Origin of the sequence: Prosthecobacter sp. (assembly GCF_014879935.1) — a bacterium.
Classification (GTDB): Bacteria; Verrucomicrobiota; Verrucomicrobiia; order Verrucomicrobiales; family Verrucomicrobiaceae; genus Prosthecobacter.
Window position 1 is genome coordinate 34,866 of record NZ_JACSRD010000116.1, and the last position, 26,433, is coordinate 61,298.

Here is a 26,433-nt window from a genome sequence, read left to right on the forward strand (position 1 = left end):
CGCAAAGGCGCAAAGGCGCAAAGGTTCCCAAACCTTCTGATCTTTGCGCCTTTGCGCCTTTGCGTGAGACTTTGGATTGGAGGCTCAATACACATCGCGGGCGTAACGTTTGGTTTTCTTCATCTCGGCGACGTAGGCGGCGGCTTCGTCTGCGGTTTTGTTGCCTTGGGTCTCGATGATCTTGTGGAGGGCATCATCGACGTCCTTGGCCATGCGTTTGGCGTCGCCGCAGACGTAGAAGTGGGCGCCTTCTTCGAGCCATTGCCAGAGTTCGCTGGCGGCCTGGAGCATGCGGGTCTGGACGTAGATTTTTTCCTCCTGATCGCGGCTGAAGGCGGTGTCTAGGCGCGTGAGATGGCCGCTTTGAACCCAGGCGATGATTTGATCGTGGTAGAGGAAGTCGGTGGCGCGTTTCTGATCGCCAAAGAAGAGCCAGTTTTTGCCGGGGGCCTTGGTGGCTTCGCGTTCTTCGAGAAAGGCACGGAACGGCGCGATGCCGGTGCCGGGGCCGACCATGATGACAGGCTTGGTGAGGTCGGTGGGCAGGCGGAAGTGGTTCGCGGCGTGAAAGTAGATGCCCGTGGTGTCTCCGAGCGCGAGACGATCCGAGAGGAAGGTGCTGGCGACGCCTTTGTGTGCGATGCCATCGGTGGTGTAGCGCACCGCCCCGACGCAGAGATGCACTTCATCGGGATGCGCCTTGATGCTGCTGGCGATGGAGTAGAGGCGCGGCTGAAGCTTGCGAAGGTTTTCGAGGAAGGAATCGAGCGTGAGGCCGGATTCGGGTGTTTTGCCGAGGAGGCTGCGGATTTCGTAATCGGTGAGAAGAGCTTCGCGCAGCGTCTTGGTGCCGACCTGGGCGTTTGGATCGAATCCGTGGGCGACGATGACGGCATCGACGACTTCGGGGCAGTTTTGGACGAAGACGCCGAGGGCGTCTCCGACTTCATAGGTGAGGCCGCTGCCCGTGAGCGAGAAAGCGATGTGGTGCGTGTCTTTGGCGCTGCCGGGGGCGTTTAGCGTGTCATTGGCGATGAGCTTCGCGGGGAAGGGATTCTTTTTGGAGTAGGCGGGCTCTGCATCGGACGGATCAGACTGATCGGACTGATTCTTGGTGGAGCCGAAGATGGTGAATGCATTCTTCGACCACTCCTTGGCGAGATCATCGAAATCGACATCGCAGTCCACGCGGTCCACGACGCGGGTGGCGCCGAGCTCCGCGAGACGTGCGTCGAGCTTCTTTCCGGCGAGGCAGAAGGTGTCGGCGTAGTTTTTGTCGCCGAGCGCGAGGACGGAGTAGTTCACGCCGTCGAATTTCGGGCTGCTGCCGTTTTGATTGATGGCGTCCCAGAAGGAAACGGCGTTGTCGGGCATGTCGCCCTCACCCCAGGTGGAGGTGATGAGGAGGACGTTTTTGTCTTTGATGAGATCGGCCGGTTGCAACGAATCGAGGCCCGCGGCTCGCGCCGCGAAACCCCGACTCGTTGCTTCCCTGGCCAGCCGCTTGGCCAAACTTTCCGCATTGCCGCTCTGACTGCCGAAGGCGATGAGCAGAGGCTTTTTCGCCTCGGCAGGTGCTGAGGCTCCATTCGGGCCGCCGCCGCGCTGGAGGACTCCGGCGAGGAATCCATTCAACCAGGCGCGTTGCTCGGCGGTGAAGGGGGCGCTTTCAGGAATGAGCGGCGTGATCTGCATGACGAATGCGGTTTAGAAATCGATCTGCAACTGCACGTAGCCGAAGTGGGCATCATCCGAGGCTCCGGTGGCCTGGAGGTAATCTCCGGCGATGTAGTAGCTGTAGCCGGCCATGAGTCCGACGTGCGGGTGGAGCTTGTAGATGGCGGTGAGGTCGATCTCCTGACCGCGGAAGGTGCTGCCGGCACCGGTGGCGGCGGCATTGAGCGGGCGCACCGTGGTGACGCCGTTCACGCGATACCAGGAGTCGGCGTTGTTTGCATTCCAGTAGAGGTGGTAGTCGAGCATGATCTTCAGCTTCGGCGTGGGGGAGAAGCTGAGGTTGAGCTGCGGATTGTGCATGTTGATCCAGCCCGTGGTGTCCATGTAGCCGTAGAAAAGGTGGTTCGTGGGATACAGGTTCTGGAAGGTGCCGAGGTCGCCATCATTCGGATCGCCATCACCGGGGCTGTAGTTGTATTGCAGACCGATGCGGGGCTTCCACGGATGCGTGAGCCAGTTGTAACCGACGGCCCAGTGACCGGCGAAGGCGCTCAAATTACGCCCGCTGACCTCGCCGAACTGGTAGGCCATCTCGGTGGTGTAATCCCATCCGCCGAGCTTTTTCGGATCGCCTTTCCACAAGGTGCCGACGGTGTAGAAATCGGTGTCGCCGCGACGGGCGCCGAAGTTGCCATTGCCGTCATCGCTCTTTTTAAAGAGGTAGAAGTCGGTCGTGAGATTGAACGGCACGAACAGCGTGGAGGCGTAGATGCCGCTGAAGAGATCATTCGATGCTTCGTCGTTGTCGAGGAAGGGCGACTGGTTCCACATGTTGTTCGTGAAGGCGACAGGCGACGACACGAAGAAGTCGAGCGAGTACTTTTCCGCGGTGTAGCGGAACTTCGCCGCATCGAAAGTGCGTGCGGAGTTCAGCCACTCGAGCGGACCGACGAGACGCTGATCGCCGTAGCTGAGGAACTGGCGGCCGAGCGTGGCGCTGAGGCCTTTTTTCGGATTCCCGAGCTGCACATAGGCCTTCAGGATGTCGAAACTGTCATCGCCTTCCGCGGCGAAGGTGCCGACGTTGTTCGGTCGGCTGCCGCCGAGCTCACGAATGTCCTGGCCCTGGATGTAGAGCTTCATCCACGGATTCACATCATAGCCGAGTCCGAGACGAAAGCGCTGCAGCAGCCACGAGGCATCCTGCGGACCATTCGCGGCGCTGTTGAAGTCGAAATTGTTGTCGCGGACTTCCATGCGCATCTTCTCCTGCACGTCGATGGTGAGGCCGCCGTATTTGATCGGCGTGTAGGCCGGTGGTGGCGGTGCCAGCGTGAAGCCCGGCACGGGAGGCGGAGGAGGCGCGGCCGGTTTGGCAGCGGGTTTTTGCGCGAACGACACGGCGGTCGTCGCGAGCAGGATCGGAAGCAGCCTTTTCATGGTAGTGCAGGTGTGTGGGTGTGGTGTTTGGGTTTCGGCTACGCGGCGGCTGTAGGGTCGAGGGAAAGGGACTCAGGGAATGCCGGATCAATCAGCCAGCCCCGTGCCAACGCCCTCCTGCCCGCCAAGCAGCAGGTTGAATCCTTTGCGTGGTTTGGATGAAATCCGTTCATGGATGACGCGCCACATAGCTAACTGCGAAAAGCAGCCTCTATTGCCAAAGACAGGCAGCGCTCACGCATACGCGGCTGCAGACTCTCGCCTCGACCGACAAAAGCACTTCCCTTGCCGCCTCCGCGATGCGTATTCTTCATCGAACCATCGTCCAACCGCATGAACGCCACTACCACCTCAGCCACCGCCCCGACCTGCAATCACGAATGGGAAAAGCACGGCCTGTTCTTCGAGTATGGCAGCGCGGCGAATCCGCGCATGCCGCGGATCGCGATTGATGTGTTTCCGCCTGCGATGCATCACATCGCCGAGACGCGGGTCATTCCGCTGGAGCTGTCTAAGCAGCTCGAAACGGGCTATCCGGTCACCGGGCCGAGTTTGTTGGCGAATTTCATCCACATCGCCGCGGGTGAGGAACTGCTCACCGCCTGCCAGGCGAGCAGCCAAGTCTTTTATGTCATCCGTGGCGCGGGTTTCAGTGTGATCGACGGCAAAACGCTGAGCTGGAAGACGGGCGATCTCTTTGCGCTGCCGGTCACCGGCGAGATCCGGCATCACGCGAGCGAGGACAGCGCGTTTTACTGGGTGAATGACCAACCGCTGATGGATTTCCTCGGCGCGAAGCCAGTCAGTGCGAGATTTCGCCCGCTTTATTTCTCGCGTGAACTGCTCACGAGCGAGTTGGAGAAGGTGCGGAAGGAAAACGAGGGCAAGGACAAGAACCGCAACGGCATCCTGCTCGCGAATCCCGATTGCCCGCAGACGAAGACGCTGACGCACTCCATGTGGTCGCTCTACAACCTGCTGCCTGCGAGGAGCAAACAGAAGGCCCACCGGCACAACTCCATCGCCCTCGATTTCGCCGTGAAGGCCACAGAAGGCGTTTACACCATGATCGGCCGCGATCTCGACAGCGATGGCAACATCATCAACCCTGTCCGTGCCAACTGGGTGGCCGGTGGAGCCTTTGTGACGCCTCCCGGCTGGTGGCACTCTCATCACAATGAAAGTGATGAGGACGCCATCGTGCTGCCGGTGCAGGATGCGGGACTGCACACCTACCTGCAGACGCTCGACATCCAGTTTGCGCGCGGGTATTGAGCAGGCTCTTCCCGCCATGGCACGCCCGTTCATCGCTCTTCTTTCTCTCTTCGTCGCTCAGGCATGGTCGGCCGATTTGACCGTCTATCCGCCTGTTCCCGGTCTGGAGGCTTCATCGTACTATCGGGTCCGCATTCGTCCAAGCAGTGATGGCAGTGCCTGGCGGGATGCCTTTGCGTGGCAGACGGAGTGCAAGGATGAGGAGGCCTACTTTGACACGTTGAAGGGCTGGACGCACACCTATGTGAACTTTGAAACCTCCGTCGCGGTCGAGATCGAAATCTCCCGCGTGAACGGCCAGCCCATCCGCCGTGCCGCGGTGCATCCGAAGCGCCACGCCTCCGCCTGCTCAGTGAAGGATGGCAAAGCGCTCGTGAGCCTCGACAAGCCCTGCCTCGTCGCCGTGGATATCGACGGCCAGATGGACGGTCAGGACACGGGCAAGGGCTACCAGGGGCCGCCGCTGCACACGATCTCGCTCTTTGCCAATCCACCGCTCGCGGGCAAACCCACGCCGGATGGCCCGGGTGTGCTCGCCGTGAAGCCGGGCGACAAACCACCTGCGGATGGCGACTGGCGCACGCTCTACTTTCTCCCCGGCGTGCACGACATCGGCGCGGCCTTTCCCGTGCATGCCAGCCGCCAGTATTACATCCCCGGCGATGCGATGGTGTATGGCTCCTTTCACAACGCCGAATGGCCGGATGGTCATCACATCCGCCTCTTTGGCCACGGCACGCTTTCCGGGGCGCGATTGCAGCACGCGAACGCGTTGAAGAAGCTCTTCGCAGGCGCTTCCAAGGCCAGCCGCAAGCCCATCGAGATTTTTGGAGCCAAAGACACGCACGTGGAAGGGCTCACCATCGCCGATTCCGCCTCGCACTCCGTCATGCTGATCAACGGCTACCAGGAAGGTCATCCCAACGAGGTCCGATGGACCAAGATCTTCACCTGGCGCGCCAATGGCGATGGCATCAATCCTTTTGGCAACACGCGCATCGAGGACTGCTTCATCCGCACGCAGGATGACTCGCTCTACGCGAACGGCCTCGGCATCCGCCGCGTGGTCTTGTGGAATGATGCGAACGGCTCCTCCTTCGTCCTCAGCGCCCTGCCGGACCACAAGCTCATCGTCGAGGACTGCGACGTGATCTATTCCCGCGCCAAATGGCATCACTGGAGCGGCGGCCGCGTCTTCAACATGCGCGGCGAAGGCGAAGGCCCGGCAGGTGCCGGCGTCATCTTCCGCAACATCCGCATCACCGACCCGCGCCCCACGCTCCAGCAGTTCTTCATCTGCATGGCCATGCCCAAACCCTACGGCTCAGACCAGCGCGGCCCCGGCGACCTCTCCGGCATCCTCTTCCAAAACATCTCCATCACCGCCCCCAGCGTGCTCGGCGAGCCCCAACTCCTCTGGGGTAGTGAAAAGGCCCGCATCAAAGGCCTCATCTTCGAAAACCTCACACTCGGCGGCAAACCGGTGACCAGCGCTGAGTTCTTCAAGGCGAACGAGTTTGTCGAAAGGCTTCAGTTCAAGAAGTAGCCGCCTTGAAGCGTCTTGCCAAAGCAGTGGAGGACGTCACCGCCCTCTACGAGCAAGACGCAAACATGCTGACTCTCAACCGCTGATTTGCGCATGAGCATTGAGCCGGGCTGGGTGAAGACGCGTGTGCGCTGTTGTCCTCAAGCATCACTTTCGTGAAATCACCACGGGCAGGGCACGCCATGAAGCCGTTGAAAAGCGATTCGCCTGGCCTCCGCACCTGAGATGGCATCCGACTCACGTTTGATGCCTTGCATCACCAGTTCGCGGGCGGTCGCCATCATATCGAGACTCATCATGAGGCGCTCTGCAGGCGTTTTGCGCATCATCGCATCAAAGAGCCGCCGGTTGATCTCCGGTGGTGTGTCTTTCACGGCAAAACCCGTGTCAGCATATCTGTCAGGTTCAATGCGGCTGACCATGTGCGTAAATAACCCTCGTCATAGCCGGTCGCAATCAGGTTCTCCACGTCCGCAAGCTGCCGCTCCGAGTGCGAGTCCCGGGCCCATTCCAGCTTGGAAAGGATGAGGTCCTCCTTGCTCACCACCCAGAGCTCAAAGTCAGCCAGTTTCAGCCGCACCCGACGGGTGAACTCGTGAATTCGGTAATCCTCTCGTTTCCGCACCATGAAGTCCACCTTGATCAAGGTCGCCTCATGGATCGCATTGAAGCTGCTCTGATGCAGCACCGCCTCGCGAGCGGCCTCGGGAGACACATAGTAGTCACTGCCCAACACCTCCGTGATGCGGGCCGCATCTTTGAGGAAAAAAGCCACCACCAGATCAATGTCACGGGTCATACGCGGCTGCGCATGGCAGGCCAGCGCCACCGACCCCGTGAGCATGTAGTCGATGCCCACCGCATCCAGACGGGTCGTGATGTCACGGAGGACGGCGAGTTCTTCGGTCATGACGTGAGACTTTTGAGGATCCAAATCGAGGTGCAGTCGGCATCGCTCACGCTGAGGCAACTGCCCGGCACCGCGGCCAAGTTTAGACTCGCGATAAGCATGCGTCGCCCGAAAAACCCGGCTACTCTCGCTATTTCGAAGCCACAATGACTCCTCCAACGCCCTGCGGCGCTGACTTGCCGGAGCACGCGTTTCCTCAAGCCGCCGCGGGCATGCCGTGGGCGGCCATTTCGGCGGCCATGTCGGGGGAGGGTTTGAACTCGGGCTCGCGGCTGGGGCGGATGTGGGATTTGTCGTTGAGGAAGGTGATAAGGTGCTCGCGCAGTTCGTAGTAGCGCGGGTCTTCCATGATCTCTTTGCGACTGCGCGGACGCTCGAAGGGGATCTTCAAAATATCGCCGACTTCGGCTTCGGGGCCGTCGGTCATCATGACGACGCGATCGGAGAGGAAGATGGCCTCATCGACATCGTGCGTGACCATGAGCGTGGTGATGCGATTGCGACGCCAGAGGTCGAGCAGGACTTCTTGAAGCTCGTAGCGCGTGAGGGAGTCGAGCATGCCAAAGGGCTCGTCGAGCAGCAGCATCTTTGGCTGGAGGGCGAAGGCGCGGGCAATGCCGACGCGCTGGCGCATGCCTTGGGAGAGCTCGCCGGGGAACTTGTGCATGGCATCGCCCAATCCGACGATGGTGAGGTAATACTCGGCCATCTGGCGGCGCTCAGCCTTGCTGGCGGTGAAGTAAACCTGGTTCACGCCGAGCATCACATTGTCGAACGCGCTCATCCAAGGCAGTAAGCAGGGCGATTGGAAAACGATGCCGCGGTCAGGGCCTGGGCCACTGGCTTCCTTGCCCGCCAGAATCATGTTTCCTTGCGAGAGATCGCTCAAACCGGCCACCATCATGAGGACGGTGCTTTTGCCGCAACCGGAGTGGCCGATGAGCGTGGCAAACTCGCCCTCCTTGAGCTTGAGGTTGAAGTTTTTGACGATGGTGGCCGGGCCTTTGGGAGTGCTGTATGTCTTCCAAAGACGGTCCAGTTCGAGCATGGGGAGCTTGTGCGTGCTCATGCGGCCACCTCCACTTCTTCACGTTTTTCAGCGGTGCGGCGTTTTGGACCGCTGCGATTGAGGAATTGCAGGGAATTCACGGTGGTGAGGTCTTCGGGCAGGATGTCTGGCAGCGTGAGTTTGAGGCTCGCCTTGGATTTCGTGCGGCCTTTGGCATCCAGGAGCGTGGTGATGAGCTGGGTGCGCAGCTTCTTGAATTTGGGGTCGTGATTGATCGTGCGGCGATCCCGCGGACGCTCGAGGTCGATGATCATCGGCTCTCCAAGCGTGGCGGGCGCGGTGGGGAGCAGCGGGATGACCTTGTCGGCGACCAAGATGGCTTCATCGGGGTCGTTGGTGATCCAGATGACGGTGGTTTTGTTGTTCTGCCAGATCTCGCTGATCTCGTCCTGAAGCGTGGCACGTGTGAGGGCATCGAGAGCGCTCAAAGGCTCGTCCATGAGCAGCACCTTCGGATTCATCGCCAGAGTGCGGGCGACGGAAACGCGCTGCCGCATGCCGCCGGAGAGCTCCTTGGGAAGCTTGTGTGCCGCTGGCGTCAGTTTGACCATCGCGATGTATTTGGCGACGTGCGCCTTGCGCTGTTCTGGCGCCCAATCCTTGAAAACTTCATCCACCGCGAGTGCGATGTTTTCCTCCACGGTGAGCCACGGGAGCAGCGAATAGTTTTGGAAGACCAAACCGCGGTCGGGACCCGGTTCGGTGATTTTTTTGCCTTCGATGAGCGCTTCGCCGGTGTCGGGCTTTACGAGACCGGAGATGAGATTGATGAGCGTGCTCTTTCCGGAGCCCGAGTAGCCGACGATGACGACGAACTCGCCCTCCTCGACACTCAGGTTGATGTCCTTGAGGACTCCCGAGCGATTGCCCGGCAGGCCATAGCCTTTGGAGGCGTTGTTGATTTCGATGAGCGGCATACGAAACTTATGATTTACGATTTATGACTTATGATTTGGAATGGCGTTCCTATGACGAACCAAGAGCTCAAAGAACGGACCATGGACTTTGCGGTGCGAGTCCTCACGATGGTGGATGCGCTGCCGAAGACGACGGCTGGCAAAACGGTCGGAAATCAGATCGCGAGGAGCGGAACCTCGGTGGCGGCAAATTATCGGGCTGCTTTGAGGGCCAAGTCCGATGCTGACTTCATCAACAAGATCACGATTGTGCTCGAGGAGGCCGACGAAAGCGGGTTTTGGATCGAACTGGCCGAAAAAGCCAAGTTGCTGCCCTCCAAGCGTCTGAAGGCCCTTCTTCAAGAAGCCGAGGAACTCACGAAAATCTTCAACGCCACGCGAGCGACGACCAAGCGCCGCACGGCCAGAAATCATAAGTCGTAAGTCGTAAATCATAAATGATGCTCAGGCAGTTTTGAAGCGGCCTTCGACGACACTCATGAGGCGATCGAGTACGTAACCGACGACGCCGATGGTGAGGATGCAGAGGATGATGTGCGAGTAGCTGTTGGCGTTGTATTGCTGCCAGAGGAAGCCGCCCACACCTGGTCGGCCGGTGAGCATTTCCACGGCGACGATGACAAGCCATGCAATTCCGAGGCTCAGACGGAAGCCGGTGAACATGTAAGGCAGCGTGGCGGGAACGAGAACCTTCCAGAGCGTCTTCCACTTCGAGAGTTTGAGCACTTTGGCGACATTCAGGTAGTCCACCGGAACGGCTCGGACACCAACGGCGGTGTTCATCACCGTTGGCCACATGGCGCAGATGGCGATGGTGAAGAGGGCAGCGGCATCGGAGGCACCAAAAGTCGTGCGGCCGTCACCATCCATGATTTTGACACCGCTGAACAGAATCATGCCAAGCGGCAGCCACGCGAGCGGTGACACCGGCCGAAGCACCTGAATGATGGGATCAAAGGCTTTCGTGAATTGCTTCGACAGGCCGAGGAAGAAGCCAATCGGCGTGCCGATGATGAGCGCGATCAAGTAACCCTGTGCCACGAGCACGAGTGACATCCAGGTGAAGCGCAGAATGCCCTGATCGAGTTCACCGCGCTTGGCGAAAGGCTCGACGATGTAAGGCTTGCTGGCGGTCCAGGTCTCGACGGGCGTGGGCAGATCGGCGGAGAGGCCTTCACGCTTCGTGATTTTGACCTTGTCGCCGAAATCATCGACCTTTTCCGTCACCACCGACTTTCCGGCGATGGCATACCAGAAGACGCAGGTGATGAAGATCGCGACCAACGGCAGGAAGATGGAGTCGAGTTTGTATTTGTGGATGAAGGGATGCATCGGAATTTATGATTTATGATTTTTGACTTATGATTTCCGATCTGACCTCCCTCGCCGCTCCTTGTGGAGCGGTTTGGGAAATCAAAAATCGTAAATCATAAATCATAAATGGCTCGGTCAGCCCTTGATCGTCTTCACCGCGAAGGAGGCGGCGTAGGCTTCGAGGTCGGCGGTGGGGTCGAATTTGACGCCGTCAAAGAGGGTTTCGGCGCTGGTGTCGGCTCCGGCGTGGGCGTAGCCGATTTCCTTCATGGCCTCTTCATAGATGTCGGAACGCATGACCTGCTTGGCGACGCCTTCGTAGTCGGGAGCGCCTTCGACGAAGCCCCAGCGGCGGAGCTGCGTGAGCCACCACTTGGCGTATTTGGCCTGCGGGTAGTTGCAGTTGCGATCGCTGAAGATCATGTAGTTCGGATCCTTGAACTTGCGGCCGTCGCCCATGAGGTATTTGCCTTCGAGGCGGCCGAGAATGGTCTCGGGCGGGCAGTTGATGTAAGTGGCGGCGCTGACGATGTTCGCCTGCTCGGGACGGTTCTCCATCTTGTCGAGCCACACGCTGGCCTCATGCAGGGCCTTGAGCACGGCTTTGACGGTCTTCGGATTCTTCGCGGCGAACTCCTCGGTGAAGGCGCAGACCTTTTCAGGGTGATCCTTCCACATGGCCTGCGTGGTGATGGAGGTGTAGCCGATGTCCTCAGCGATGGTCTTGGCGTTCCAAGGTTCGCCGACGCAGAAGCCGTCCATCTTGCCGACTTTCATGTTCGCGACCATCTGCGGAGGCGGCACGGTGATGAGGGAAACGTCAGCGCCTGCCCCATTCGCATCGCCGGGATTGATGCCACCCGCGGCGAGGTAATAGCGCATCCACATGGCGTGTGTGCCAGGCGGGAAGGTCATCGCGAAGGTCATCGGCGTGCCTTTGGCCTTGGCATCATCGACGAAGGGCTTCAGCGCCTTCGGATCGTCGGCGACCTTGCCTTTGAGCGAATTCGCGAGCGTGATGGCCTGGCCATTGCGGTTGATTAGCCATGGAATGATCATCGGTTTTTTCGGCGCACCGCCGAGGCCCATGGTGGAGGCAATCGGCATGCCGATGAGCATGTGCGTGGCCTGGATGTCGCCATTCGAGAGCGAATCGCGGATGGCGGCCCAGCTCGCGCCTTTGCTCACGGTGGAATTGATGCCATATTTTTTGAAGAGACCCTTTTCATGCGCCACGACGATGCTGGAGCAATCGGTGAGGGCAATGATGCCGAGTTTCACATCGGGGGACTCAGGCGAGTCATCGGCGTAGGCGGAGCCGACCCAGCCAGAGGGCAGGCCGGAGAGGAGGGCGCCGAGGCCAGCCTGGCGGAGGATGTTGCGACGGGTGAGCGGAGTGGCGGTATTCATGCGAGGGCGAGTTGGGAACGTTTCTGGGACTTGGTGGCGTGTTTGGGTGCGGCGGCGGGTGCTTCGGGAAGAGGGAGGGCGCTGGAGGTCCAGCAGTCACGCAGGGCAGCAGCGGCCTCGGCGCGTTGCGCAGGCACCAGAAGGCCATGCGTGATGAATTCATTGATGAGCCAGCGACCGCGCTCCGAGGTGGGCTCATTGGCCTCACGGCGCTGGAATATGTGGAAGTGAGACGCCTCGATGGACTTCTCGGTGCCGAGATCGAGCGGACCAACTAGCGAGCGCTTCAAGATGGCTTCGTTTCCACTGAAATAGCCGCTCTCAGCGAGGATGTGGGCCACTTCAGCGCGATTTTCAGCAGCATCGCAGTAGGCGCAGGCCTCATGCAGGGCCGCGATGATGGCACGCATCTCATCCGAATGACGCTCCACAAACGTCTCCGTGGTAAGCAGCACTTTTTCGGGGTGACCGGGCGCGAGTTGCTCGCTCGTGGCGGCGATCCAGCCGGTGCCGCGCTCGACCGCGTAGGAATTCCAAGGCTCGCCGACGCAGTAGCCGTCGATGAGGCCCGCTTCGAGGTTCGAGGCCATCTGGGTGGGTGGCAGCGCCACGAGGCGCACTTCCTTGTCCACATCGATGCCGCCGGCCGCCAGCCACTGGCGCAGCAGGAAAAAGTGCGACGCATATCGCGAGACCATTCCGAAAGTGAATTTGCGGCTCGTGCTGCTGCGGATGAGCTTTTTGAGGCTCGCTGCATCGCGCACGCCACGATTCCAAAGATCGCGGCTCAGCGTGATGGCATTGCCGTGCAGATTGAAGACGAATGGGGCCACCACCCGGCTGGGCGGCGTGCTGAGCCCGAGACGCATTGCCAGCGCGAGGCCGGCGATGGCGTGGGCGGCATCCACCTGGCCGTAGAGCAGCTTTTCCCGAATGGTGGCCCATCCGACCTCACAACTTAACTCAACTCGAACGCCATGTTTGCGGAACAGCTCACGGTTCCGGGCCACAAGCAGCGGAGCGCAGTCGGTGAGCGGAATGAAACCGATGCGCACGGGCTGAACAACCCCGCTGAGGGTGGCTTTGGAACTGGAAGCGGCGTTTGGCATGACGCCAATCCACTCAGCAGCCGCGATGCCAGCAGGCCAAGTCCATGCAGAAACCACGCGCAATGTTTTTCACTTGATGTATGAATGGCATTCATGGATCACGCCATCGATTCCCGTCAGCTCCGCGCCTTCATCTGCCTCGCCCGCAGCGGCAGCTTCACGCAGGCCGGGCGCGAGCTGCATCTCACACAGAGCGCCATCAGCCATGCGATCAAGTCGCTCGAAAACGATCTCGGCACGCAGCTTTTCCATCGTCAGGGCAAGAGCGTGCACCTCACGCATGCCGGGCGTGAGCTGCTGCCGCACGCGGAGAACATCCTGCAGAGCATGGCCTCCGCGCGGAGCATCCTCGGCACGCTCGATCAAACGCCACGCGGCAAGCTGCGCATCGGCTGCACCACCGCCGCGGCACAGTTCATCCTGCCGACGGTGTTTCGCGAATTCAAAGAGAGCTTCCCGCTTTACGAGATCAAAGTCATCACCGGCGAGACGCCTGACACGATCGAGAAGCTCGAAAAAAACCAGGTGGACATCACGGTGAGCCTCAAGCCCGCCGAAACGGCCAAGCTGAGCTGCCACGCCATCTTTGACGATGAACTCGAGTTCCTCGTCTCGCCGCTGCATCCGTGGGCGCAAAAGCCGCCAAAGCTCAAAGAGACCGCGAACGAGACTTTCATCGTCGCCAGCCGCAACAGCCTCAACTTTGCCCTCACGCAGGAGTACTTCATGAAACAGGGCGTGCGGCTCAACAACTTCATCGAACTCGGCAGCTCCGAGGCCACCAAGGAACTTGCGAAGCTGGGCATCGGCGTGGCCATCGCCGCACGCTGGATCGCGCGGAGTGAGATCGGGTCCGGCCAGCTCGTGGCGCAACCGATGCCGCGTGGCAAACTGAAGCGCCGCTGGGTGGTGTCCACGCTCAAAGGGCGGCCCGTGAACCTGCCGGAGCGCACCTTCATCGGTCTGTGCGAGGAAGTGGGCCGGAGGATGATGCATGACATGCCCGCACGGGCTGACTGATGCCCGCCGTGCGACCACGGGCAGAACAAAGGCGTGCTTGAAGCTATTCCGCAGACCCGCCTTCCTGTTGCGCCCTGCCAGGAGACGGGGCGGCCCCGCCGAGAGTCTGAAGCGATTCGCAGGTGGTGCGGAGCTTCTGGCGCACTTCGGCCGCCTTCGCGGCCAGGGCGCGTTGTTCACGCTCGTATTGGGCGCGACCTTCGGGCGTTTCGATTTTCACGGGCTCCAGGCTCATGGCACGGAGGTCGTAGGGACTGGCACGCATGTCGAGATCGCGTCCGGCGAGGGCGAGTTCGAAGCATTCACCGATGAGGTCGGAGCCGGTCCAGGGCCAGAGCTTGGAGGACCACTTGTAGAGATCCATGTTGGCATGCAGGCAGGCGGATTGTTCGAAGTCGAGACGGGAGTCGAGATCGGGCTGGAGGGCGTTGAGCGGCCGAGCCTGCGGAGTGAAGAAACGGAAGGCATCGTAGTGGGAGCAGCACACGGCCTGCGATTCGACGAACGCGGCGAGTTCCGCCGGTGAAAGGCGCAGCTCCCAGCCCTGGTGGCGGATCTCCTCCGCCGGCTGGCGATAGACCATGGCCCATTCATGGAGGCCAAAACAGTTGAAACGCCCTGCCCTGCCAAGGATGCGGGAGCACAGGGTGACGACCCATGCGGCGAATTCGCGCTCGCGCAGGCCGAAGCGGGATTCATCGAGGCGAAGCAGGCCGTTTTCCCGCACACAGCGGTCGCTTTGCAGCCAGGGAAGGTGTTCCAAGTCGTCCGCAGTCACTTCAATGCTGACGCCGAGGGGCGGGAGCCATTGTTTGAGCTTCGCAGGGGTGAAGCTGTAGTAGGTGAAGAGGAAGTCATGCACGGGATGCTTCGCGCCGCGGCTGCGACGCTCGACAAAAGCATCCGCGGGGGCGGACACACGCCGCAGGTGCGACTGCATGCGGGCCTGCCATTCCTCGCGGCTCCAGACGACGGAACTCATGGCACAAGCAACGTGGCGAGGCCAAGGAAGGTGCCCATGCTGATGACGTCCGTGGCGGTGGTGAGGAAGATGCTGGACGCGGTGGCGGGATCGGCGCCGACTTTGCGCAGGGCGAGCGGGATCAACGCACCGCTGAGACCGCTGACGACACAACTCACCACCATGGCCATCCACACCACGACCGCCAGGGAGAGTGCGTTGGCCGCATTGTCGCTCATGCTGGCATACACATACATGCCGATGGCGGCGGAGACGCCGACGAGCATGCCGTTGAGGAGGCCGAGCAGGCCTTCTTTGATCACGAGCTTGCGTTCCTCGCCGGATTTGAGGTCGCCCAAGGTCATGCCGCGCAGGGCGACGGCGAGGGCCTGGCAGCCGGTGTTACCGGACTGGCCGGCGAGCACGGGTAAAAAGACGGCCAGCAGCACGAGGCGGTCGAGCGTCCCTTGGAAGACGCCGACGACTGCGGCGGCGACGAAGCACGTGAGCAGATTCACCTGGAGCCAGGGATGGCGGAAGCGCAGGCTGCGCAGCAGCGGCGTGGTGAGCCGCTCCTCGTTTTTCACACCGACCATGGAACCGACCTGGGCGCTGATCTCGATGGCGCGTGCCTCGAAAAGGGTCTGGCCGCGCACGAGGCCGAGCAGGACGCCGTCCTTGTCGCAGACTGGATAGACGGGGTAGTGCTTGTTGACGACGGCCTTCATTGCCTCAGTGAGCTCCATCTCGGGATCGAGCGTGAAGGGCTGGGGCACCATGACGTCCTTCAGCCTGGCATCTGGCGCGGCGAGCATGAGGTCGCGCATGACCAGGAGGCCGAGCAGCTTTTCGTTTTCGTCGGTGATGTAGCCGTAGGTGACGAAGGCCTTCTTGCTGAGAAGACGGATCTCCTCGATGGTGTCGCGGGCAGTGGCGTCCGGGCGGAAGGTGGCGACGGGCGGCTCCATCAGCCAGCCGACGCTGTCCTCCGGGTGCTCGCGGTTGCTGATCCATTGGCGGGCCTTGTCCTGCGGGGCCATGGACAGGACCATGGTGCGCGGCTCGTCATCCATCTTCTCCAGCACCTGCTGGGCGACCATGGGGTTCAGGTTCATGAGCACGGTGGCGACTTCCTCACTGGGGGCTTTGTCGAGCAGATCGGCGGCTTCTTGAGCGCCACGCTCCGAGACGGCGTTGAGGAGATTTTCGGTGTTGGTGTCCATGCGGGCGGGAATGATAACGAAGAGGCGGCAGGTTGTCACCGGAGCGGAGAAAAAAACCTCGCCAAGACGGGCCGGTGACGCACATTTCCGGCCATGCCCATCCACGAACGCGACTACATGCGCGAAGACCCGGCCCGCCACGGGCCACGGGGCGTCACGGCTTTCCAGATTTTCCTGGGGCTGAACATCGCGGTCTTTGTGATGCAGTATGTGTTTGTGATCGGGGCGATCCAGCATCCGGTCTCGGGCAAGGTCTTCCCCTTTGGCGGGGTCAGCATGCACGAGCTCGCGCAGGGCAAAATCTGGACACTGTTCACCTACATGTTCGTGCATGGCAGCCTGGGACACCTGGCGCTGAACATGCTGCTGCTCCTGTTCGCCGGCCGCGCCGTGCAGCAGCGCTTCGGCAGCCGGCATTTCACACTGATTTATCTGCTGTCAGGCCTGGTGGGTGCGGCGGCGGAGATGACGGTGAATGGGTACGTGCGCGGGGACATGATCACCTCGCTCGTGGGCGCGTCAGCCTCGACCTTCGGGCTGCTGATGGCGCTGGCGGTGGCGATGCCGGACGAGGAGATCACAGCGCTGGTGTATTTCATCATTCCGGTGCGTCTGCGGCTGTGGACGCTGGCCAAGGGCCTGTTTGTGATCCAGCTCATCTTCGGTCTGGCGGGTTTGCTGTTCGATGTGCTGCCAGAAGGCATGGAGATCGCCTACTTCGCCCATCTCGGCGGTGCCGCGATGGGGTGGTTCTACGCCCGCAGCCTGGGCTACGGTGGCCGGCCGCTGACGTATGCCAGCCAGTGGCAGCCGCCGCCGGCAGTACGCCGCCCTGCCATGGCGCGGGCACGCACCCGCCGCAGTGTGGATCTGGAAACGGAGCCGCCCACGGCTGATGCGCCGCTGAAGCCCTCCGACCCTGTGCGCAGTCTTATGGAGGAGGTGATCAATCCGCTGCTCGACAAGATGAATCAGCACGGGAAGAACAGCCTGACAGAGGACGAACTGCGGGCGCTGGAACGCGCCAGCCGCGAGGTGAACCGCCGCAGCCAGCGTTGATCGGATCATGCTGTCCTCACGCTCCATCCGCCTCGCCGCCACCCTCCTGCTCGCGCTATTGTCTGGTTGGACGATTCGTGCCTGGCGCAAAGGCGGTCCCCACGATGCTCAGGGCAGGACAACCGCCCCCGCGTCCGCCCCGGCCAAGGCGGACGCGAAAAACGCCTTCCCCGACGAGTGACCCCACGCGTATCCCACGCTCCACTTCGTCATTCGTCATTCGTCATTCGTCATTCGTCCCACCATGTCCATCGCCACCCGCAAAGGAGACCAAGGGCAGACCGATCTGCTGTTCGGCTGCCGCCTCGCCAAATCCCATCCGCGTGTTCACGCTCTCGGTGCCGTGGATGAGCTGAACGCCGCGCTCGGGCCCTTGCGCATCGCCTGTGCGCGGGATGAGACGCGGCAGATCGTGCCGCAGGTGCAGCGCTGGCTCATTGCGCTCATGGGAGAACTCGCCACGCCGCCAGGAGAAGAGAAACGCTACCTCGAAACACACTCCGACCGCATCACTGAAGCCCAAGTGACCTGGCTCGATGATTGGGTCGCGAAACTCGAGGCTGGAGGCGCCTTGAAGTTCAAAGGCTGGGCTCTCCCGGGCGAGGCGGGTGTGATGAGCGGCGCGTATGCCGATCTGGCCCGCGTGGCCTGCCGCCGCGCGGAACGCAGCGTGATCGATCTGCAAGGCAGCGCCGATGAAGTGCCAAACGGCGAGATCATCCGTTTCCTGAACCGCTTGGCGGACGTGCTCTGGCTTCTCGCACGCTGGGAGGAGCAGGAAGCAGCAGCATCGGCGTGATAAGTCCCTGCGCGGAATTTCGCAAATTCCACGCCCCTCCGCGTTTCCCACACTCTCGTCGTCAGCAAACGCAGACTGACAGAAGGGGCAGAAAAGGGGGGCTCATGTTTCTGCCAGCCGATCAAGAAGCCGGGAGCAATGCAGGCTACACCGCTGCCGCAGCGGTCGCTTGGGGTGTGACCGCAAAAACAAAGCGATGGATGCCCGCGAGATCGGGAGCGGTGCTGGCAGCTTCGTAGCCGAGCTCGGTGCACCGTGTGGCCACGGCCGGCCCCTGGTCGTGACCGACTTCCAGGGCGATGAGAGCTCCGGGATTCAAATGCGGCAGCGCGTCTTGGAGGAAACGTTCCACGATTCGCAGCCCGTCCGGCCCGCCATCCAGGGCGAGCATGGGATCACGCCGGACTTCGACGCTGAGGGTGGGAAGCTCGGCACTGGGGATGTAAGGCAGATTGGCGACGATGAGATCGAAGGTGGCCGTGATCTTCTCGAAAAGGTCGCTGCGGATGAATTTGGCGGCCACTCCGAGGCGTGAGGCATTCAAACGGGCGAGATCGAGCGCGTCCTCGCTGATGTCGGCCAGGACCACGTCGCTGCCAGGCCAGGCTTTGGCCAGGCTGAGGCCGATGCAGCCGGAACCGGTGGCCATGTCGAGCACACGGGCCGGGGCAGTGGCGGATTTCTTCAAGACGAGTTCGACGAGCGTCTCGGTCTCCGGCCGTGGGACGAGCGCGCGATGGTCGCACACAAGCTCGTGGCCGCAGAACTCGACGGTGCCCAGCAAATGCTGCAGCGGTTCCCCTTCCCCACGACGACGCAGCAGCTCGCGCAAGCTGACGAGATCGGTCTCAGGCACGTTTTCGTTGAAGCGCAGATAGAGATCGAGCCGCCGACAGCCAAGGACATGCGCGAGCAGATGCTCCATGTTCAGACGGGCCTCCTCGATCTGACGTTTCTCCAGATAGGCGGCGCCAGACTGGAGAATTTCGAGGAGAGGCTTCATGGGAGGATGGATGGCGATGCGAATGACGGCCTGCGGGCGAGCCGCCAGGTCTTCGCGGGCGACGCTGCCTTTACTCCGGCAGGGACGACGGGATCAAGCCGGATTCCGTGAGGATTTCATGAACGCGCTGGTCATGCGGCTCGACGGGGAGTGCTGCCACGATTTGAAAGTCGTAAGCCAGGCCGACACGCCGCGCACGGCAGTCAGACCGCCCGAGAAGCCGGTCATAATAGCCGCCGCCACGGCCGAGGCGTGCGCCATCACGTGTGAACGCCAGACCCGGCACGATGATGAGGTCAATCTCAGCGATCGATAGCGGCGGACAGGATGCACGGGGCTCCCAGGCTCCGATGTTGCTGCGGACCAGGTCGGCATCGTCACGGATTTCACGCGGCGCGAGCCTGCCTTCCTCAATCGCAAACAAAACGGCGCGGTGACCCTGTTCACGGAGCCAGGAGAGAAAAGCGCCCGTCAGATCCGGCTCTCCGCGCAATCCGCCGAAGATGGCGACGATCCGCGAAGCCGCCCAAGATGCCGCCTGCTGCTGCAACCGGGCCACAAGAGCCCCACCGGCATGCGGGGGCACTTCACGAAGCAACTGACGCATGCGCTGGCGGATGACGGTCTTGGTTTCCATGATGGGCGCATGCTTTACGCCATCCCGTGAGCCTGACAATCCCGCCGAGGCCGCAGGAGCCGCGTTCATGGCTTCACTTTGCGAAACAGCGGCACGGCGCGGCGGTTCACCATGTCAGCCGCCCAGCGTCCCTCAAACTCCGGGAGCAACAGCACGGCAGAAGGGGCGGGCACAGGCCGTGGATCCACGCGGAGCGGCTGTCGAGACCCTGGATTCGGCTGGCCCGGCGTCGGATTCACCGTCCAGCCCCAGGAAAAACCGGTGGTGTCCGAGATCAGGGACATGTCGGGCGGAAACTCCCGCCACGCACGGTCAAACGCCTGGATCACACGCCCGCGCGGGTCCGACCACGCAAATCTCCCCCCCTGTGAATCGAGCGAGAAACCAAACTGGATGCGGCCGGGCTCGCGAACCACGTTGCACGGGATCACGCGATACTCGCCAGGAGTGATCATGCCGGCGGGATCGTTTTCGCGGACCACGAGCCGGCCTTCGACCGTTCCATCCTTGCTGATGTGGCGCAGATGCCAGCCATGCAGGCTCACCGGCTGCGTTCCAGGATTGAACACCTCGACCCAGTCGGGCGTGGTGCCTTCCGGTGTCTTCCACGTGTGCCAGTTTTTGGCCTGTAACTCGGTGATGATGAGCGGCGGTTGCGGCGCCACCGGCATCCAGGCCTCGAAATCAACCGGTGATCCGTCATCCCAGCCCAGCAGGCTGCCGGTCTCCGTGACGGTGCCACCGGTCCACACGGGATTGGAAATTTCCCTGGCGTGAAGTCCGCGAACGATTTCATCCAGCTCGGCGGCGGAGTGAATGCTGGCCAGCTTGAAGCCCTGGCGCGCGGCCTGCTGGCGGGCGTCTTCCCAGGTCATGCGGAGGTTCATGACGGAGAAGGTGTCGTTCAGCTTGATGAGCGCGGCCTCCGCAGTCCTGCTTTCTTCCAGCTTCGGACGATTGCGGAGCACCTGTTGATTGATCTCGCCAAAGAGGAAGATGAAGCCGGCGGTGACGATGACGGTGGTCATCATCGAGACAATCGGCCGCTGCACGATGGCACGGTTGAGAATCGGCGTGGCGATGCGCCGCGCGGCGTCCTCGATGTCCGCGGCGAGCTCCGAGGCCTTTTGATGCCGGTCATCCGGGCTCTCGCGCATGGCCTTGAGCACGATCTTGTCGAGCACCATGGGCGTGGAGGCCTTTTTCGAGGGCGGATCGAAGTTTCCCACCGGCAACTGCCCGGTGAGCAGCTCATACATCGTCACGCCAGTGCTGTAGATGTCGCAGCGATGATCCACGACGCCATTGCGGCGCATCTGCTCCGGCGCGGCATACACCGGCGTGCCGCCGAGACTGCTCTGCACGGCGGAATGAGAGCCCGGCTCCTTCAGATGCAGCTTTGCCAGGCCGAAATCAGCCACGCGCACGCGTTTGCGCTCGTCGATGAGGATGTTCGTCGGCTTGATGTCGCGATGCACCACGCCGTGGTCGTGGGCGAACTGCAATGCGAGGCAGGTCTGCCTGATGATCTCCAGCACCTCGTCCACCGGGAGCCGGCGCTCCTGCATGATCTCCAGCAGCGAGGTGCCGTTCACGTATTCCATCACGATGTACACGCCGCCGGCGGCATTGCGTCCGAAATCATGCACCGCCACGATGTGCGGATGATGCAGGCGGGCGAGCATCAGCGCCTCCTGCTGGAAGCGGGTGACGAAGGCCGCATCCTCGCCGAACTCCGGCGGCAGGATCTTGATGGCCACCCGACGTTGCAGGGACACTTGTGTGGCCGCATACACCGCCCCCATCGCGCCACGGTCCAGATATTCGAATCCGGTGAATCCCGGAAAAAGACTTTCCAGCTCACGCGCGGGCGGCGGCTTCCATTCGGAGGCATGCCCGGCCATCACGCCATCCAGCAGCCCCACAGGATCCAGGCCCAGCAGCGAGTCCGACTCAGGAGCCGGAGAACGCGGGGCGGACCGCGTGGAATCGTTGTTGCGGCTCGGATTGCCCTCGGGTGTCATGCTGGCTTGTGGAAATGCGAAAAGGGTTGTTCAACACGTCGGATTGCAGCTCTGCAACGGCATTTTGGAACTAGTCGGATGAACCCATCTTGTGACACGAAAAAAATTTTACTCCGGGGTTACGTCCCGCACTTGCGCATGATTCATTCCAATTCATTACATGGCGCGCATGGCCCAGCCACACACTCACCATGGAGCGTTTCCAGCCACACGCTGGAGCATGGTGCTGGCCTTGCGTGATGGCGGGGACGAGCCGCGCGGACGCATGGCGCTGGAGGAGCTCTGCCGCATCTATTGGAAGCCGATCTACTCCTATGCTCGCTATCAGGGGCTCTCGCCTGCGGACGCGGAAGACCTCACTCAGAGCTTTTTTGGCTTCGCGCTGGAAAAGGATCTCTTCACCACGGCAGACGCGGCGCTGGGAAAGATGCGCAACTACCTGCTGACCGCCTTCGGCCGTCACATCAAGCACTGGCAGCGCCAGGCGGCCACGCTGAAACGCGGGGGTGGAAAGGAGATCCTCTCGATTGAAGCCTCCCAGGCGGAGGATGCGCTCGAGATCGACCCGTCTGACGAACGCACGCCTGAGTCCGTGTATCAAAGGATGTGCGCGTTGCGGATCATCGAGGCGGCGGTCGATCAACTGGCCGCGGAGCAGCAGGCCGCGGGCAAGCAGCAGCAGTTTGAGTCTCTCCGGCCGCGTCTTGACCCGACGATGGCCGTCTCCGGCAGCGACGCGGAACTCGCCGCGCAGCTCGGCATGACGCATGACGCGGTGCGGCAGGCCATCTCACGTCTGCGGCGGCGTTTCCGGGAGATCATGCGCGAGATGGTGGCAGGCACCCTTTCCGCGCCCACCGACGAGGCCATTCAAGAAGAACTGGCCTCTCTGCGCAACGCGTTGCTGGGCTGAAAAAACGCGGGCGGACAGGCATCAAAAAAAAGTCTGTCACACAATTCCACAGATTGGTTATCCCCGCACAGCAGACGGCCCCATGCCCGCGAGCTAAGAAACCAAACATCCAAAACGCACTTCATCTCATGAACGCCATCGCCATCGCCACCTTCGGCACCAACATCCTGCGCTTCACCATGCCCCTGGCCGCCTCTTCAAACGACCTGACCGACCAGTTCAGCGGCATCATCAACATCCTGAATCTCGTCGGCCTCGTGCTCGCCTTCGGCGGCCTGCTGTTCTCCGCGGTGATGTTCATGATGGGCCAGACTGAGCGCGTGCTCTACGGCCTCGTCGGTGCCGGCATCGGCGGCCTGTCCTTCATCATCACCAAGGTCATGTTCGACACTGGCGCCGGCGGCAACACCGACATCGACGCCCTCGACATGAACAGCGGCAACTAAGACAGGCCTTACCATCCACAGTCCTCGCGGCGGGCCTGTCATGGGCCCGTCCGGGCGCTTCATGCCGAATCATGGACCACCAAGGCGTCAAACTCCACGAGACCAACGAAGGCCGCGAGACCCAGCAGGGAATCGCGGGCTTCGAAGGCGCCAACGCGTTGTGGTTCATGCTGGCCTTCGGCCTTGCCATCATGATGTTCCAGGGACTGGCGAAAAAGCCGGGCGCCAGCATCCCCTTGGCGCTGCTGCTGGCCTCGATCCCGATCGTGCTGGTATCGCTTTACTGCTTCGGCTTGAAGCAGGGCAAGCCACCGTCCTACGACGTCGAGCTCTTTGAATGGCTCATCATCAAGCTGTCCGGCACGCCCTATTTTTCTCCGAGCAAGGTGGAGCCCATCGCCCTGCCCTGGGTGGATGATCCAACCAAAGATCCTCCCCTCTAAACCGCACCGATGGCCCAATTCATCAACACCTATCTCGACGAGAACCTGATCATCTACCGCGGTCTGCAGCGCGGCGGTGCCATCGGCAGGGGCTACAACGTCGAGATGCCGGACACAGAGAACACAGACGCCTCCTGGCTCATGTCCCTGGAGGACAACCTGCGCGTCCTCCTCCGCATGGTGCGGCCGGAACTGCGGGTCCAGGTGGCATGGAGTGTGGACAGCGATTATCGCAAGGAAATCGAGTCCTACCGGCAGAAGACCGAGATGCTGGCCCAAGACCGGTGGTCCACCCGCCAGCGCGAGGAGCGTTACCAGCGCTACGACCGCAAAATCCGCGAGCACAAGCTGCGTCGCGAGCATCTGCAGTTCTATTTCACCTCCAAAATCCAGGGGAAGGCCATGGGCGGCGGACGCCAGTATTATGAGGAGCTGCTCCAGGCCGCAAAACGCGAGCAGGGAGAGCTGGAGGAGGCGCTCCGGCAGCAACTCGGCGGCCTCGGCGGGCGTGTGATGCCCATGGACGACCGGGAGCACTTCGAGGCCTTCTACCGCTACTTCAATCCCAGCGCCTTCGAGAACGAATCACTCAAACTGGACGATCTCTACGACCCGACGAAGACCGTCTGCGAGATGTGCTTCAACAGTGATGCCGCACCCGTGCGCATGGGAGCCTCCACCTTCAAGATGGACGGCTTCTACCAGGGCATCTGCGTGGTCAAGTCGCTCCCGAAATTCACTTACATCGGGATGATGCGCACGCTGACGCAGCTCGACATCCTCGACTACCAGATCGTCTGCAACATCGAGGCCGGTGACGTGGAGAAGGACCGCATCGCCACGGAGGGCAAGGTGGCACGCCTTGAGCGCGGCAAAATGACGCCGTCTCTCGAAGCCACGCTGCTGAAACTGCGCACACGCGTGCGCCGCCTCAGCACCAACGAGGTCGTGCCGTATCGAATGCACCTGATTGTGCGTGTGTGGGACAAGGACGCGAACGTCTGCGCCAGCAAGCTTTCCGCCATCCGCAACTCCATCCTGAAACTCGGCGGGGCGCAGTCCTATGAGCCCACGCTGCCCACCAGCGTGCGCAACTACTGGCAGCTCTGCATGCCGGGCTGGACCTGGGCGAACTACAATGACTTCAAGCTCTACGTGGAGGATGTGAACCTCGCCGACCTGCTGCCCATCTCCAGCACGCCGACCGGCGATCTGGAGGAAGCGGAGGCCATTTACGACGGTCCACGTGGCGCCTTGGTGGGCTGCACCACCTTCGTGGGCAAGGAAGGCGCGATGCGCCCCGAGCACGGCATCATGTTCGGAGCCTCGGGGGCGGGAAAATCGGTCTTCACCATCGATCTGCTCACGCAAACCGCGCCCTACTACGACTTCACCGCGATCGTGGAGGAAGGCTTGTCTTACAACCTCTTCACGAGGCTGTACGGCTGCACGCCGATCATCGTGCAGCCGAACGGGAACCTCACGTTCAACTATTTCGACACCCGCGGCCTTCCGCTCAGTTCCGACCAGCTCGGTGGAGCCACGGCGGTGGCCCATCTCATGGCGGGACCGCCGCCGGACGTGGACAAGGACCGCATCCGTCAGGCCTTGCTCGCGAAACAGATCGAGCGGCTCTACATCGACCAGTTTGAGACCTGGGCCAGCCGCCATCCGAAGGAACGTGCTGAAGCAGCCCGCCGTGTGGCCGTGGCGGATGCCTGGAGGCAGAAGAAAATGCCCGGTGGCACTGTCCTTTCGGATGCGTGGATGGATTTTTATTCGGCGCTGATGGAGGGAGACCCCGTCGCGAACGAATTGAACCGCATGCAGGTGGACCAGGCGCTGCTGGAGGACTTCCTGAACAATCCGGGCAACCAGTGGGACATCATGAGCATGGGCTACACGCTCATGAAGGCGGAGGACATGCCCACCCACAGCCAGTTTGTCGAGCTGCTGAACCTCGAAAGCCGCCAGCGTCGTGCGCATGAGGATCTGGGCCTGCTGCGCATGCTGCTGGAGCCCTGGAGCCGCAACGGACGCTACGGCGCGATCCTCGATGGCGTGAACAACGTCGATCTCAGCGGCAAGGTGGTGCACTTCGAGCTCAGCTACATCCCGGAGAGTGCCAAAGAACTCCGCACCGTGGCCGCCTTCCTCATCACGAACGATTTGCGCAAGGAGATCATGCGCCGGCCACGATCCACGCGGAAGCGCGTGATCCTGGAGGAGCTCTCCGCCTTCCTCGCCATGCCGGACGGCGACCGCATCACCCGCGAGTACTACGAGCGCATGCGCAAATACTCCTGCTGGGTGTTCTCGATCATCCAGCAGTTCCAGCGCATCAAGGACCACCCGGTCCGCTCGTCGGTCGTGGGCAACTCGCGCGTCATGTTCATGCTGAAGCAGCCCGACCAGCGCGATGTGGAGAGCATGAGCGAGGGCTTCCGCATCCCTTCCATCACGAAGAAGCAGGTCACCAGCTTCCCGGACCCTTCGGAGATGAAGACGGAGCCGTACGGCTCCTTCGTCTATTATCACGAGGCCACCGGCCGCCCGCGCATCGCCATCGGCCGTCACATGGCCTCGAAGGAGATGATCCTGGCCTCCGCCACGTCCGGCGAGGCCTTCGAGCGCCAGAACGAGGAGCTCAAGAACTACGGCGGCGACGCCTTCAAGATGATCACAAGCCAAGCCAAGTTGAAGAAATGAAAACGCACCTCATCCTCCTCCTCGCCTCCAGTCTTGTCCTCACCTCCTGCTCGAGTTCCGGCGGCGGCATGAGCCGGGGCCTTGTCGGTGCCGGCATTGGCGGTGTGCTGGGCTCAATCCTGGGAGACAACCTGCTGAGCAACAACGACAACAACAGCAGCAGCTCCTCGTCGAGCAGCTCATCCGGCGGCTCCTCCGGAAGCTCCAGCAGCTCAAACGGCGGTTTCCTTGATGACAACCAGGGTCTCGTCACCGGGGCCGTGGCCGGCTATGCGGCCGGGGCCATCACCGATGCCATGGCAAAGAAGGAGGTGCGTGAACGCTATCTCGACGGCTACAACAAGGGCCGCAGCGACGCGATCAAGGACCTCTACTGGGTCAAACGAGACGCCGAACGACCGAATGCCGACGCTGCCGTGCAGCGCCGCTATTACGAGGTGCCCGTGCCGGAGCACATCACCACCGACGGCGTGCTGGTGGAGCCGCGGAAGGTCGTCATCGAGGTCGTCGAGTGAATTTCAACCCACTG

General features: G+C 61.7%; 26 protein-coding genes. 12 read left to right on the forward strand and 14 right to left on the reverse strand.

Annotated elements, in window-relative coordinates; translation table 11 throughout:
* Positions 1-84: 84 nt before the first annotated feature.
* On the reverse strand, positions 85-1,695 hold the full coding sequence (locus IAE77_RS08540) for a flavodoxin domain-containing protein (RefSeq protein ID WP_294224720.1): 1,611 nt from the start codon (positions 1,693-1,695) through the stop codon (positions 85-87).
* Positions 1,696-1,707: 12 nt separating this feature from the next.
* Positions 1,708-3,117: an alginate export family protein gene (locus IAE77_RS08545; RefSeq protein ID WP_294224724.1), complete on the reverse strand. Its 1,410-nt coding sequence runs from the start codon at positions 3,115-3,117 to the stop codon at positions 1,708-1,710.
* Between the two features lie 333 nt (positions 3,118-3,450).
* Here IAE77_RS08545 and IAE77_RS08550 point away from each other — a divergent pair, with 333 nt between their 5' ends.
* Both IAE77_RS08550 and IAE77_RS08555 read left to right on the forward strand, forming a co-directional pair.
* Entirely contained in the window at positions 3,451-4,392 is a 942-nt protein-coding gene (locus IAE77_RS08550; protein WP_294224726.1) for a cupin, read from the forward strand.
* A gap of 16 nt (positions 4,393-4,408) precedes the next feature.
* Positions 4,409-5,938, forward strand: a complete 1,530-nt coding sequence (locus tag IAE77_RS08555) for a hypothetical protein (protein ID WP_294224729.1) — start codon at positions 4,409-4,411, stop codon at positions 5,936-5,938.
* Positions 5,939-6,099: 161 nt separating this feature from the next.
* Here the strand turns inward: IAE77_RS08555 and IAE77_RS08560 are convergent, their stop codons facing one another.
* The 4 genes from IAE77_RS08560 to IAE77_RS08575 all read right to left on the reverse strand — a co-directional run bounded on the left by IAE77_RS08560 (position 6,100) and on the right by IAE77_RS08575 (position 8,834).
* A complete protein-coding gene (locus IAE77_RS08560) occupies positions 6,100-6,312 on the reverse strand; it encodes a hypothetical protein (RefSeq protein WP_294224732.1) in 213 nt (70 codons plus the stop codon).
* Positions 6,309-6,848 carry a nucleotidyl transferase AbiEii/AbiGii toxin family protein gene (locus IAE77_RS08565; RefSeq protein WP_294224734.1) on the reverse strand — a complete coding sequence of 180 codons (540 nt, stop codon included), beginning with the start codon at positions 6,846-6,848 and terminating at the stop codon, positions 6,309-6,311. The genes IAE77_RS08560 and IAE77_RS08565 overlap by 4 nt, the downstream gene beginning before the upstream one ends.
* 196 nt (positions 6,849-7,044) lie before the next feature.
* The gene (locus IAE77_RS08570; protein WP_294224737.1) at positions 7,045-7,917 is read right to left on the reverse strand and encodes an ABC transporter ATP-binding protein; all 873 of its coding nucleotides are present in this window, start codon (positions 7,915-7,917) and stop codon (positions 7,045-7,047) included.
* A complete protein-coding gene (locus tag IAE77_RS08575) occupies positions 7,914-8,834 on the reverse strand; it encodes an ABC transporter ATP-binding protein (RefSeq protein ID WP_294224740.1) in 921 nt (306 codons plus the stop codon). The genes IAE77_RS08570 and IAE77_RS08575 overlap by 4 nt, the downstream gene beginning before the upstream one ends.
* 51 nt (positions 8,835-8,885) lie before the next feature.
* Between IAE77_RS08575 and IAE77_RS08580 the strand changes: the two genes are divergently transcribed.
* Positions 8,886-9,257: a four helix bundle protein gene (locus tag IAE77_RS08580; RefSeq protein WP_294224743.1), complete on the forward strand. Its 372-nt coding sequence runs from the start codon at positions 8,886-8,888 to the stop codon at positions 9,255-9,257.
* 21 nt (positions 9,258-9,278) lie between these two features.
* On the opposite strand, the gene ntrB is transcribed toward IAE77_RS08580, so the two are convergent.
* The 3 genes from ntrB to IAE77_RS08595 all read right to left on the reverse strand — a co-directional run bounded on the left by ntrB (position 9,279) and on the right by IAE77_RS08595 (position 12,667).
* Complete coding sequence (ntrB, locus tag IAE77_RS08585; RefSeq protein ID WP_294224746.1) at positions 9,279-10,166, reverse strand: nitrate ABC transporter permease; 888 nt, start codon at positions 10,164-10,166, stop codon at positions 9,279-9,281.
* Between the two features lie 117 nt (positions 10,167-10,283).
* The gene (locus IAE77_RS08590; RefSeq protein WP_294224749.1) at positions 10,284-11,558 is read right to left on the reverse strand and encodes a CmpA/NrtA family ABC transporter substrate-binding protein; all 1,275 of its coding nucleotides are present in this window, start codon (positions 11,556-11,558) and stop codon (positions 10,284-10,286) included.
* The gene (locus tag IAE77_RS08595) at positions 11,555-12,667 is read right to left on the reverse strand and encodes a CmpA/NrtA family ABC transporter substrate-binding protein (RefSeq protein ID WP_294224752.1); all 1,113 of its coding nucleotides are present in this window, start codon (positions 12,665-12,667) and stop codon (positions 11,555-11,557) included. The genes IAE77_RS08590 and IAE77_RS08595 overlap by 4 nt, the downstream gene beginning before the upstream one ends.
* Positions 12,668-12,760: 93 nt before the next feature.
* Here IAE77_RS08595 and IAE77_RS08600 point away from each other — a divergent pair, with 93 nt between their 5' ends.
* Positions 12,761-13,687, forward strand: coding sequence for a LysR family transcriptional regulator (locus IAE77_RS08600; protein WP_294224754.1), 927 nt, complete (start codon positions 12,761-12,763; stop codon positions 13,685-13,687).
* Between the two features lie 43 nt (positions 13,688-13,730).
* On the opposite strand, the gene IAE77_RS08605 is transcribed toward IAE77_RS08600, so the two are convergent.
* Both IAE77_RS08605 and IAE77_RS08610 read right to left on the reverse strand, forming a co-directional pair.
* Positions 13,731-14,669 carry a hypothetical protein gene (locus IAE77_RS08605; protein WP_294224757.1) on the reverse strand — a complete coding sequence of 313 codons (939 nt, stop codon included), beginning with the start codon at positions 14,667-14,669 and terminating at the stop codon, positions 13,731-13,733.
* A complete protein-coding gene (locus tag IAE77_RS08610; RefSeq protein ID WP_294224760.1) occupies positions 14,666-15,871 on the reverse strand; it encodes a magnesium transporter in 1,206 nt (401 codons plus the stop codon). The genes IAE77_RS08605 and IAE77_RS08610 overlap by 4 nt, the downstream gene beginning before the upstream one ends.
* A 93-nt stretch (positions 15,872-15,964) precedes the next feature.
* On the opposite strand from IAE77_RS08610, the gene IAE77_RS08615 reads away from it, so the two are divergent.
* The 3 genes from IAE77_RS08615 to IAE77_RS08625 all read left to right on the forward strand — a co-directional run bounded on the left by IAE77_RS08615 (position 15,965) and on the right by IAE77_RS08625 (position 17,729).
* Positions 15,965-16,930 carry a rhomboid family intramembrane serine protease gene (locus tag IAE77_RS08615; protein ID WP_294224762.1) on the forward strand — a complete coding sequence of 322 codons (966 nt, stop codon included), beginning with the start codon at positions 15,965-15,967 and terminating at the stop codon, positions 16,928-16,930.
* Positions 16,931-16,937: 7 nt separating this feature from the next.
* Positions 16,938-17,111 carry a hypothetical protein gene (locus IAE77_RS08620; protein ID WP_294224765.1) on the forward strand — a complete coding sequence of 58 codons (174 nt, stop codon included), beginning with the start codon at positions 16,938-16,940 and terminating at the stop codon, positions 17,109-17,111.
* 63 nt (positions 17,112-17,174) lie between these two features.
* Positions 17,175-17,729, forward strand: a complete 555-nt coding sequence (locus IAE77_RS08625; RefSeq protein ID WP_294224767.1) for a cob(I)yrinic acid a,c-diamide adenosyltransferase — start codon at positions 17,175-17,177, stop codon at positions 17,727-17,729.
* A gap of 145 nt (positions 17,730-17,874) precedes the next feature.
* Here the strand turns inward: IAE77_RS08625 and prmC are convergent, their stop codons facing one another.
* The 3 genes from prmC to IAE77_RS08640 all read right to left on the reverse strand — a co-directional run bounded on the left by prmC (position 17,875) and on the right by IAE77_RS08640 (position 21,393).
* Positions 17,875-18,732 carry a peptide chain release factor N(5)-glutamine methyltransferase gene (prmC, locus tag IAE77_RS08630; protein WP_294224770.1) on the reverse strand — a complete coding sequence of 286 codons (858 nt, stop codon included), beginning with the start codon at positions 18,730-18,732 and terminating at the stop codon, positions 17,875-17,877.
* A gap of 70 nt (positions 18,733-18,802) precedes the next feature.
* Entirely contained in the window at positions 18,803-19,369 is a 567-nt protein-coding gene (locus IAE77_RS08635; RefSeq protein ID WP_294224773.1) for a 5-formyltetrahydrofolate cyclo-ligase, read from the reverse strand.
* Positions 19,370-19,434: 65 nt separating this feature from the next.
* Positions 19,435-21,393 (reverse strand): protein kinase, encoded by a 1,959-nt coding sequence (locus tag IAE77_RS08640; protein WP_294224776.1) that lies wholly within the window; start codon positions 21,391-21,393, stop codon positions 19,435-19,437.
* Between the two features lie 169 nt (positions 21,394-21,562).
* Here IAE77_RS08640 and IAE77_RS08645 point away from each other — a divergent pair, with 169 nt between their 5' ends.
* From IAE77_RS08645 to IAE77_RS08665, 5 genes are all read left to right on the forward strand, one after another.
* Positions 21,563-22,306 (forward strand): sigma-70 family RNA polymerase sigma factor, encoded by a 744-nt coding sequence (locus tag IAE77_RS08645; protein WP_294224779.1) that lies wholly within the window; start codon positions 21,563-21,565, stop codon positions 22,304-22,306.
* A gap of 128 nt (positions 22,307-22,434) precedes the next feature.
* On the forward strand, positions 22,435-22,752 hold the full coding sequence (locus IAE77_RS08650; protein WP_294224782.1) for a hypothetical protein: 318 nt from the start codon (positions 22,435-22,437) through the stop codon (positions 22,750-22,752).
* 71 nt (positions 22,753-22,823) lie between these two features.
* Positions 22,824-23,195 carry a hypothetical protein gene (locus tag IAE77_RS08655; protein ID WP_294224785.1) on the forward strand — a complete coding sequence of 124 codons (372 nt, stop codon included), beginning with the start codon at positions 22,824-22,826 and terminating at the stop codon, positions 23,193-23,195.
* A 9-nt stretch (positions 23,196-23,204) separates the two neighbouring features.
* On the forward strand, positions 23,205-25,904 hold the full coding sequence (locus tag IAE77_RS08660; protein ID WP_294224786.1) for a hypothetical protein: 2,700 nt from the start codon (positions 23,205-23,207) through the stop codon (positions 25,902-25,904).
* The gene (locus IAE77_RS08665; protein ID WP_294224790.1) at positions 25,901-26,419 is read left to right on the forward strand and encodes a hypothetical protein; all 519 of its coding nucleotides are present in this window, start codon (positions 25,901-25,903) and stop codon (positions 26,417-26,419) included. Before IAE77_RS08660 ends, IAE77_RS08665 begins: the two co-directional genes overlap by 4 nt.
* Positions 26,420-26,433: the final 14 nt, after the last annotated feature.

Excerpts from the sequence above, each read along its gene's own strand:
- IAE77_RS08540 (WP_294224720.1), bottom strand. The coding sequence starts at position 1,695 with ATGCAGATCACGCCGCTCATTCCTGAAAGCGCCCCCTTCACCGCCGAG.
- IAE77_RS08545 (WP_294224724.1), bottom strand. The coding sequence starts at position 3,117 with ATGAAAAGGCTGCTTCCGATCCTGCTCGCGACGACCGCCGTGTCGTTC.
- IAE77_RS08550 (WP_294224726.1), top strand. The coding sequence starts at position 3,451 with ATGAACGCCACTACCACCTCAGCCACCGCCCCGACCTGCAATCACGAA.
- IAE77_RS08555 (WP_294224729.1), top strand. The coding sequence starts at position 4,409 with ATGGCACGCCCGTTCATCGCTCTTCTTTCTCTCTTCGTCGCTCAGGCA.
- IAE77_RS08565 (WP_294224734.1), bottom strand. The coding sequence starts at position 6,848 with ATGACCGAAGAACTCGCCGTCCTCCGTGACATCACGACCCGTCTGGAT.
- IAE77_RS08570 (WP_294224737.1), bottom strand. The coding sequence starts at position 7,917 with ATGAGCACGCACAAGCTCCCCATGCTCGAACTGGACCGTCTTTGGAAG.
- IAE77_RS08575 (WP_294224740.1), bottom strand. The coding sequence starts at position 8,834 with ATGCCGCTCATCGAAATCAACAACGCCTCCAAAGGCTATGGCCTGCCG.
- IAE77_RS08580 (WP_294224743.1), top strand. The coding sequence starts at position 8,886 with ATGACGAACCAAGAGCTCAAAGAACGGACCATGGACTTTGCGGTGCGA.
- ntrB (WP_294224746.1), bottom strand. The coding sequence starts at position 10,166 with ATGCATCCCTTCATCCACAAATACAAACTCGACTCCATCTTCCTGCCG.
- IAE77_RS08590 (WP_294224749.1), bottom strand. The coding sequence starts at position 11,558 with ATGAATACCGCCACTCCGCTCACCCGTCGCAACATCCTCCGCCAGGCT.
- IAE77_RS08595 (WP_294224752.1), bottom strand. The coding sequence starts at position 12,667 with ATGCCAAACGCCGCTTCCAGTTCCAAAGCCACCCTCAGCGGGGTTGTT.
- IAE77_RS08600 (WP_294224754.1), top strand. The coding sequence starts at position 12,761 with ATGGATCACGCCATCGATTCCCGTCAGCTCCGCGCCTTCATCTGCCTC.
- IAE77_RS08605 (WP_294224757.1), bottom strand. The coding sequence starts at position 14,669 with ATGAGTTCCGTCGTCTGGAGCCGCGAGGAATGGCAGGCCCGCATGCAG.
- IAE77_RS08610 (WP_294224760.1), bottom strand. The coding sequence starts at position 15,871 with ATGGACACCAACACCGAAAATCTCCTCAACGCCGTCTCGGAGCGTGGC.
- IAE77_RS08615 (WP_294224762.1), top strand. The coding sequence starts at position 15,965 with ATGCCCATCCACGAACGCGACTACATGCGCGAAGACCCGGCCCGCCAC.
- IAE77_RS08620 (WP_294224765.1), top strand. The coding sequence starts at position 16,938 with ATGCTGTCCTCACGCTCCATCCGCCTCGCCGCCACCCTCCTGCTCGCG.
- IAE77_RS08625 (WP_294224767.1), top strand. The coding sequence starts at position 17,175 with ATGTCCATCGCCACCCGCAAAGGAGACCAAGGGCAGACCGATCTGCTG.
- prmC (WP_294224770.1), bottom strand. The coding sequence starts at position 18,732 with ATGAAGCCTCTCCTCGAAATTCTCCAGTCTGGCGCCGCCTATCTGGAG.
- IAE77_RS08635 (WP_294224773.1), bottom strand. The coding sequence starts at position 19,369 with ATGGAAACCAAGACCGTCATCCGCCAGCGCATGCGTCAGTTGCTTCGT.
- IAE77_RS08640 (WP_294224776.1), bottom strand. The coding sequence starts at position 21,393 with ATGACACCCGAGGGCAATCCGAGCCGCAACAACGATTCCACGCGGTCC.
- IAE77_RS08645 (WP_294224779.1), top strand. The coding sequence starts at position 21,563 with ATGGCCCAGCCACACACTCACCATGGAGCGTTTCCAGCCACACGCTGG.
- IAE77_RS08650 (WP_294224782.1), top strand. The coding sequence starts at position 22,435 with ATGAACGCCATCGCCATCGCCACCTTCGGCACCAACATCCTGCGCTTC.
- IAE77_RS08655 (WP_294224785.1), top strand. The coding sequence starts at position 22,824 with ATGGACCACCAAGGCGTCAAACTCCACGAGACCAACGAAGGCCGCGAG.
- IAE77_RS08660 (WP_294224786.1), top strand. The coding sequence starts at position 23,205 with ATGGCCCAATTCATCAACACCTATCTCGACGAGAACCTGATCATCTAC.
- IAE77_RS08665 (WP_294224790.1), top strand. The coding sequence starts at position 25,901 with ATGAAAACGCACCTCATCCTCCTCCTCGCCTCCAGTCTTGTCCTCACC.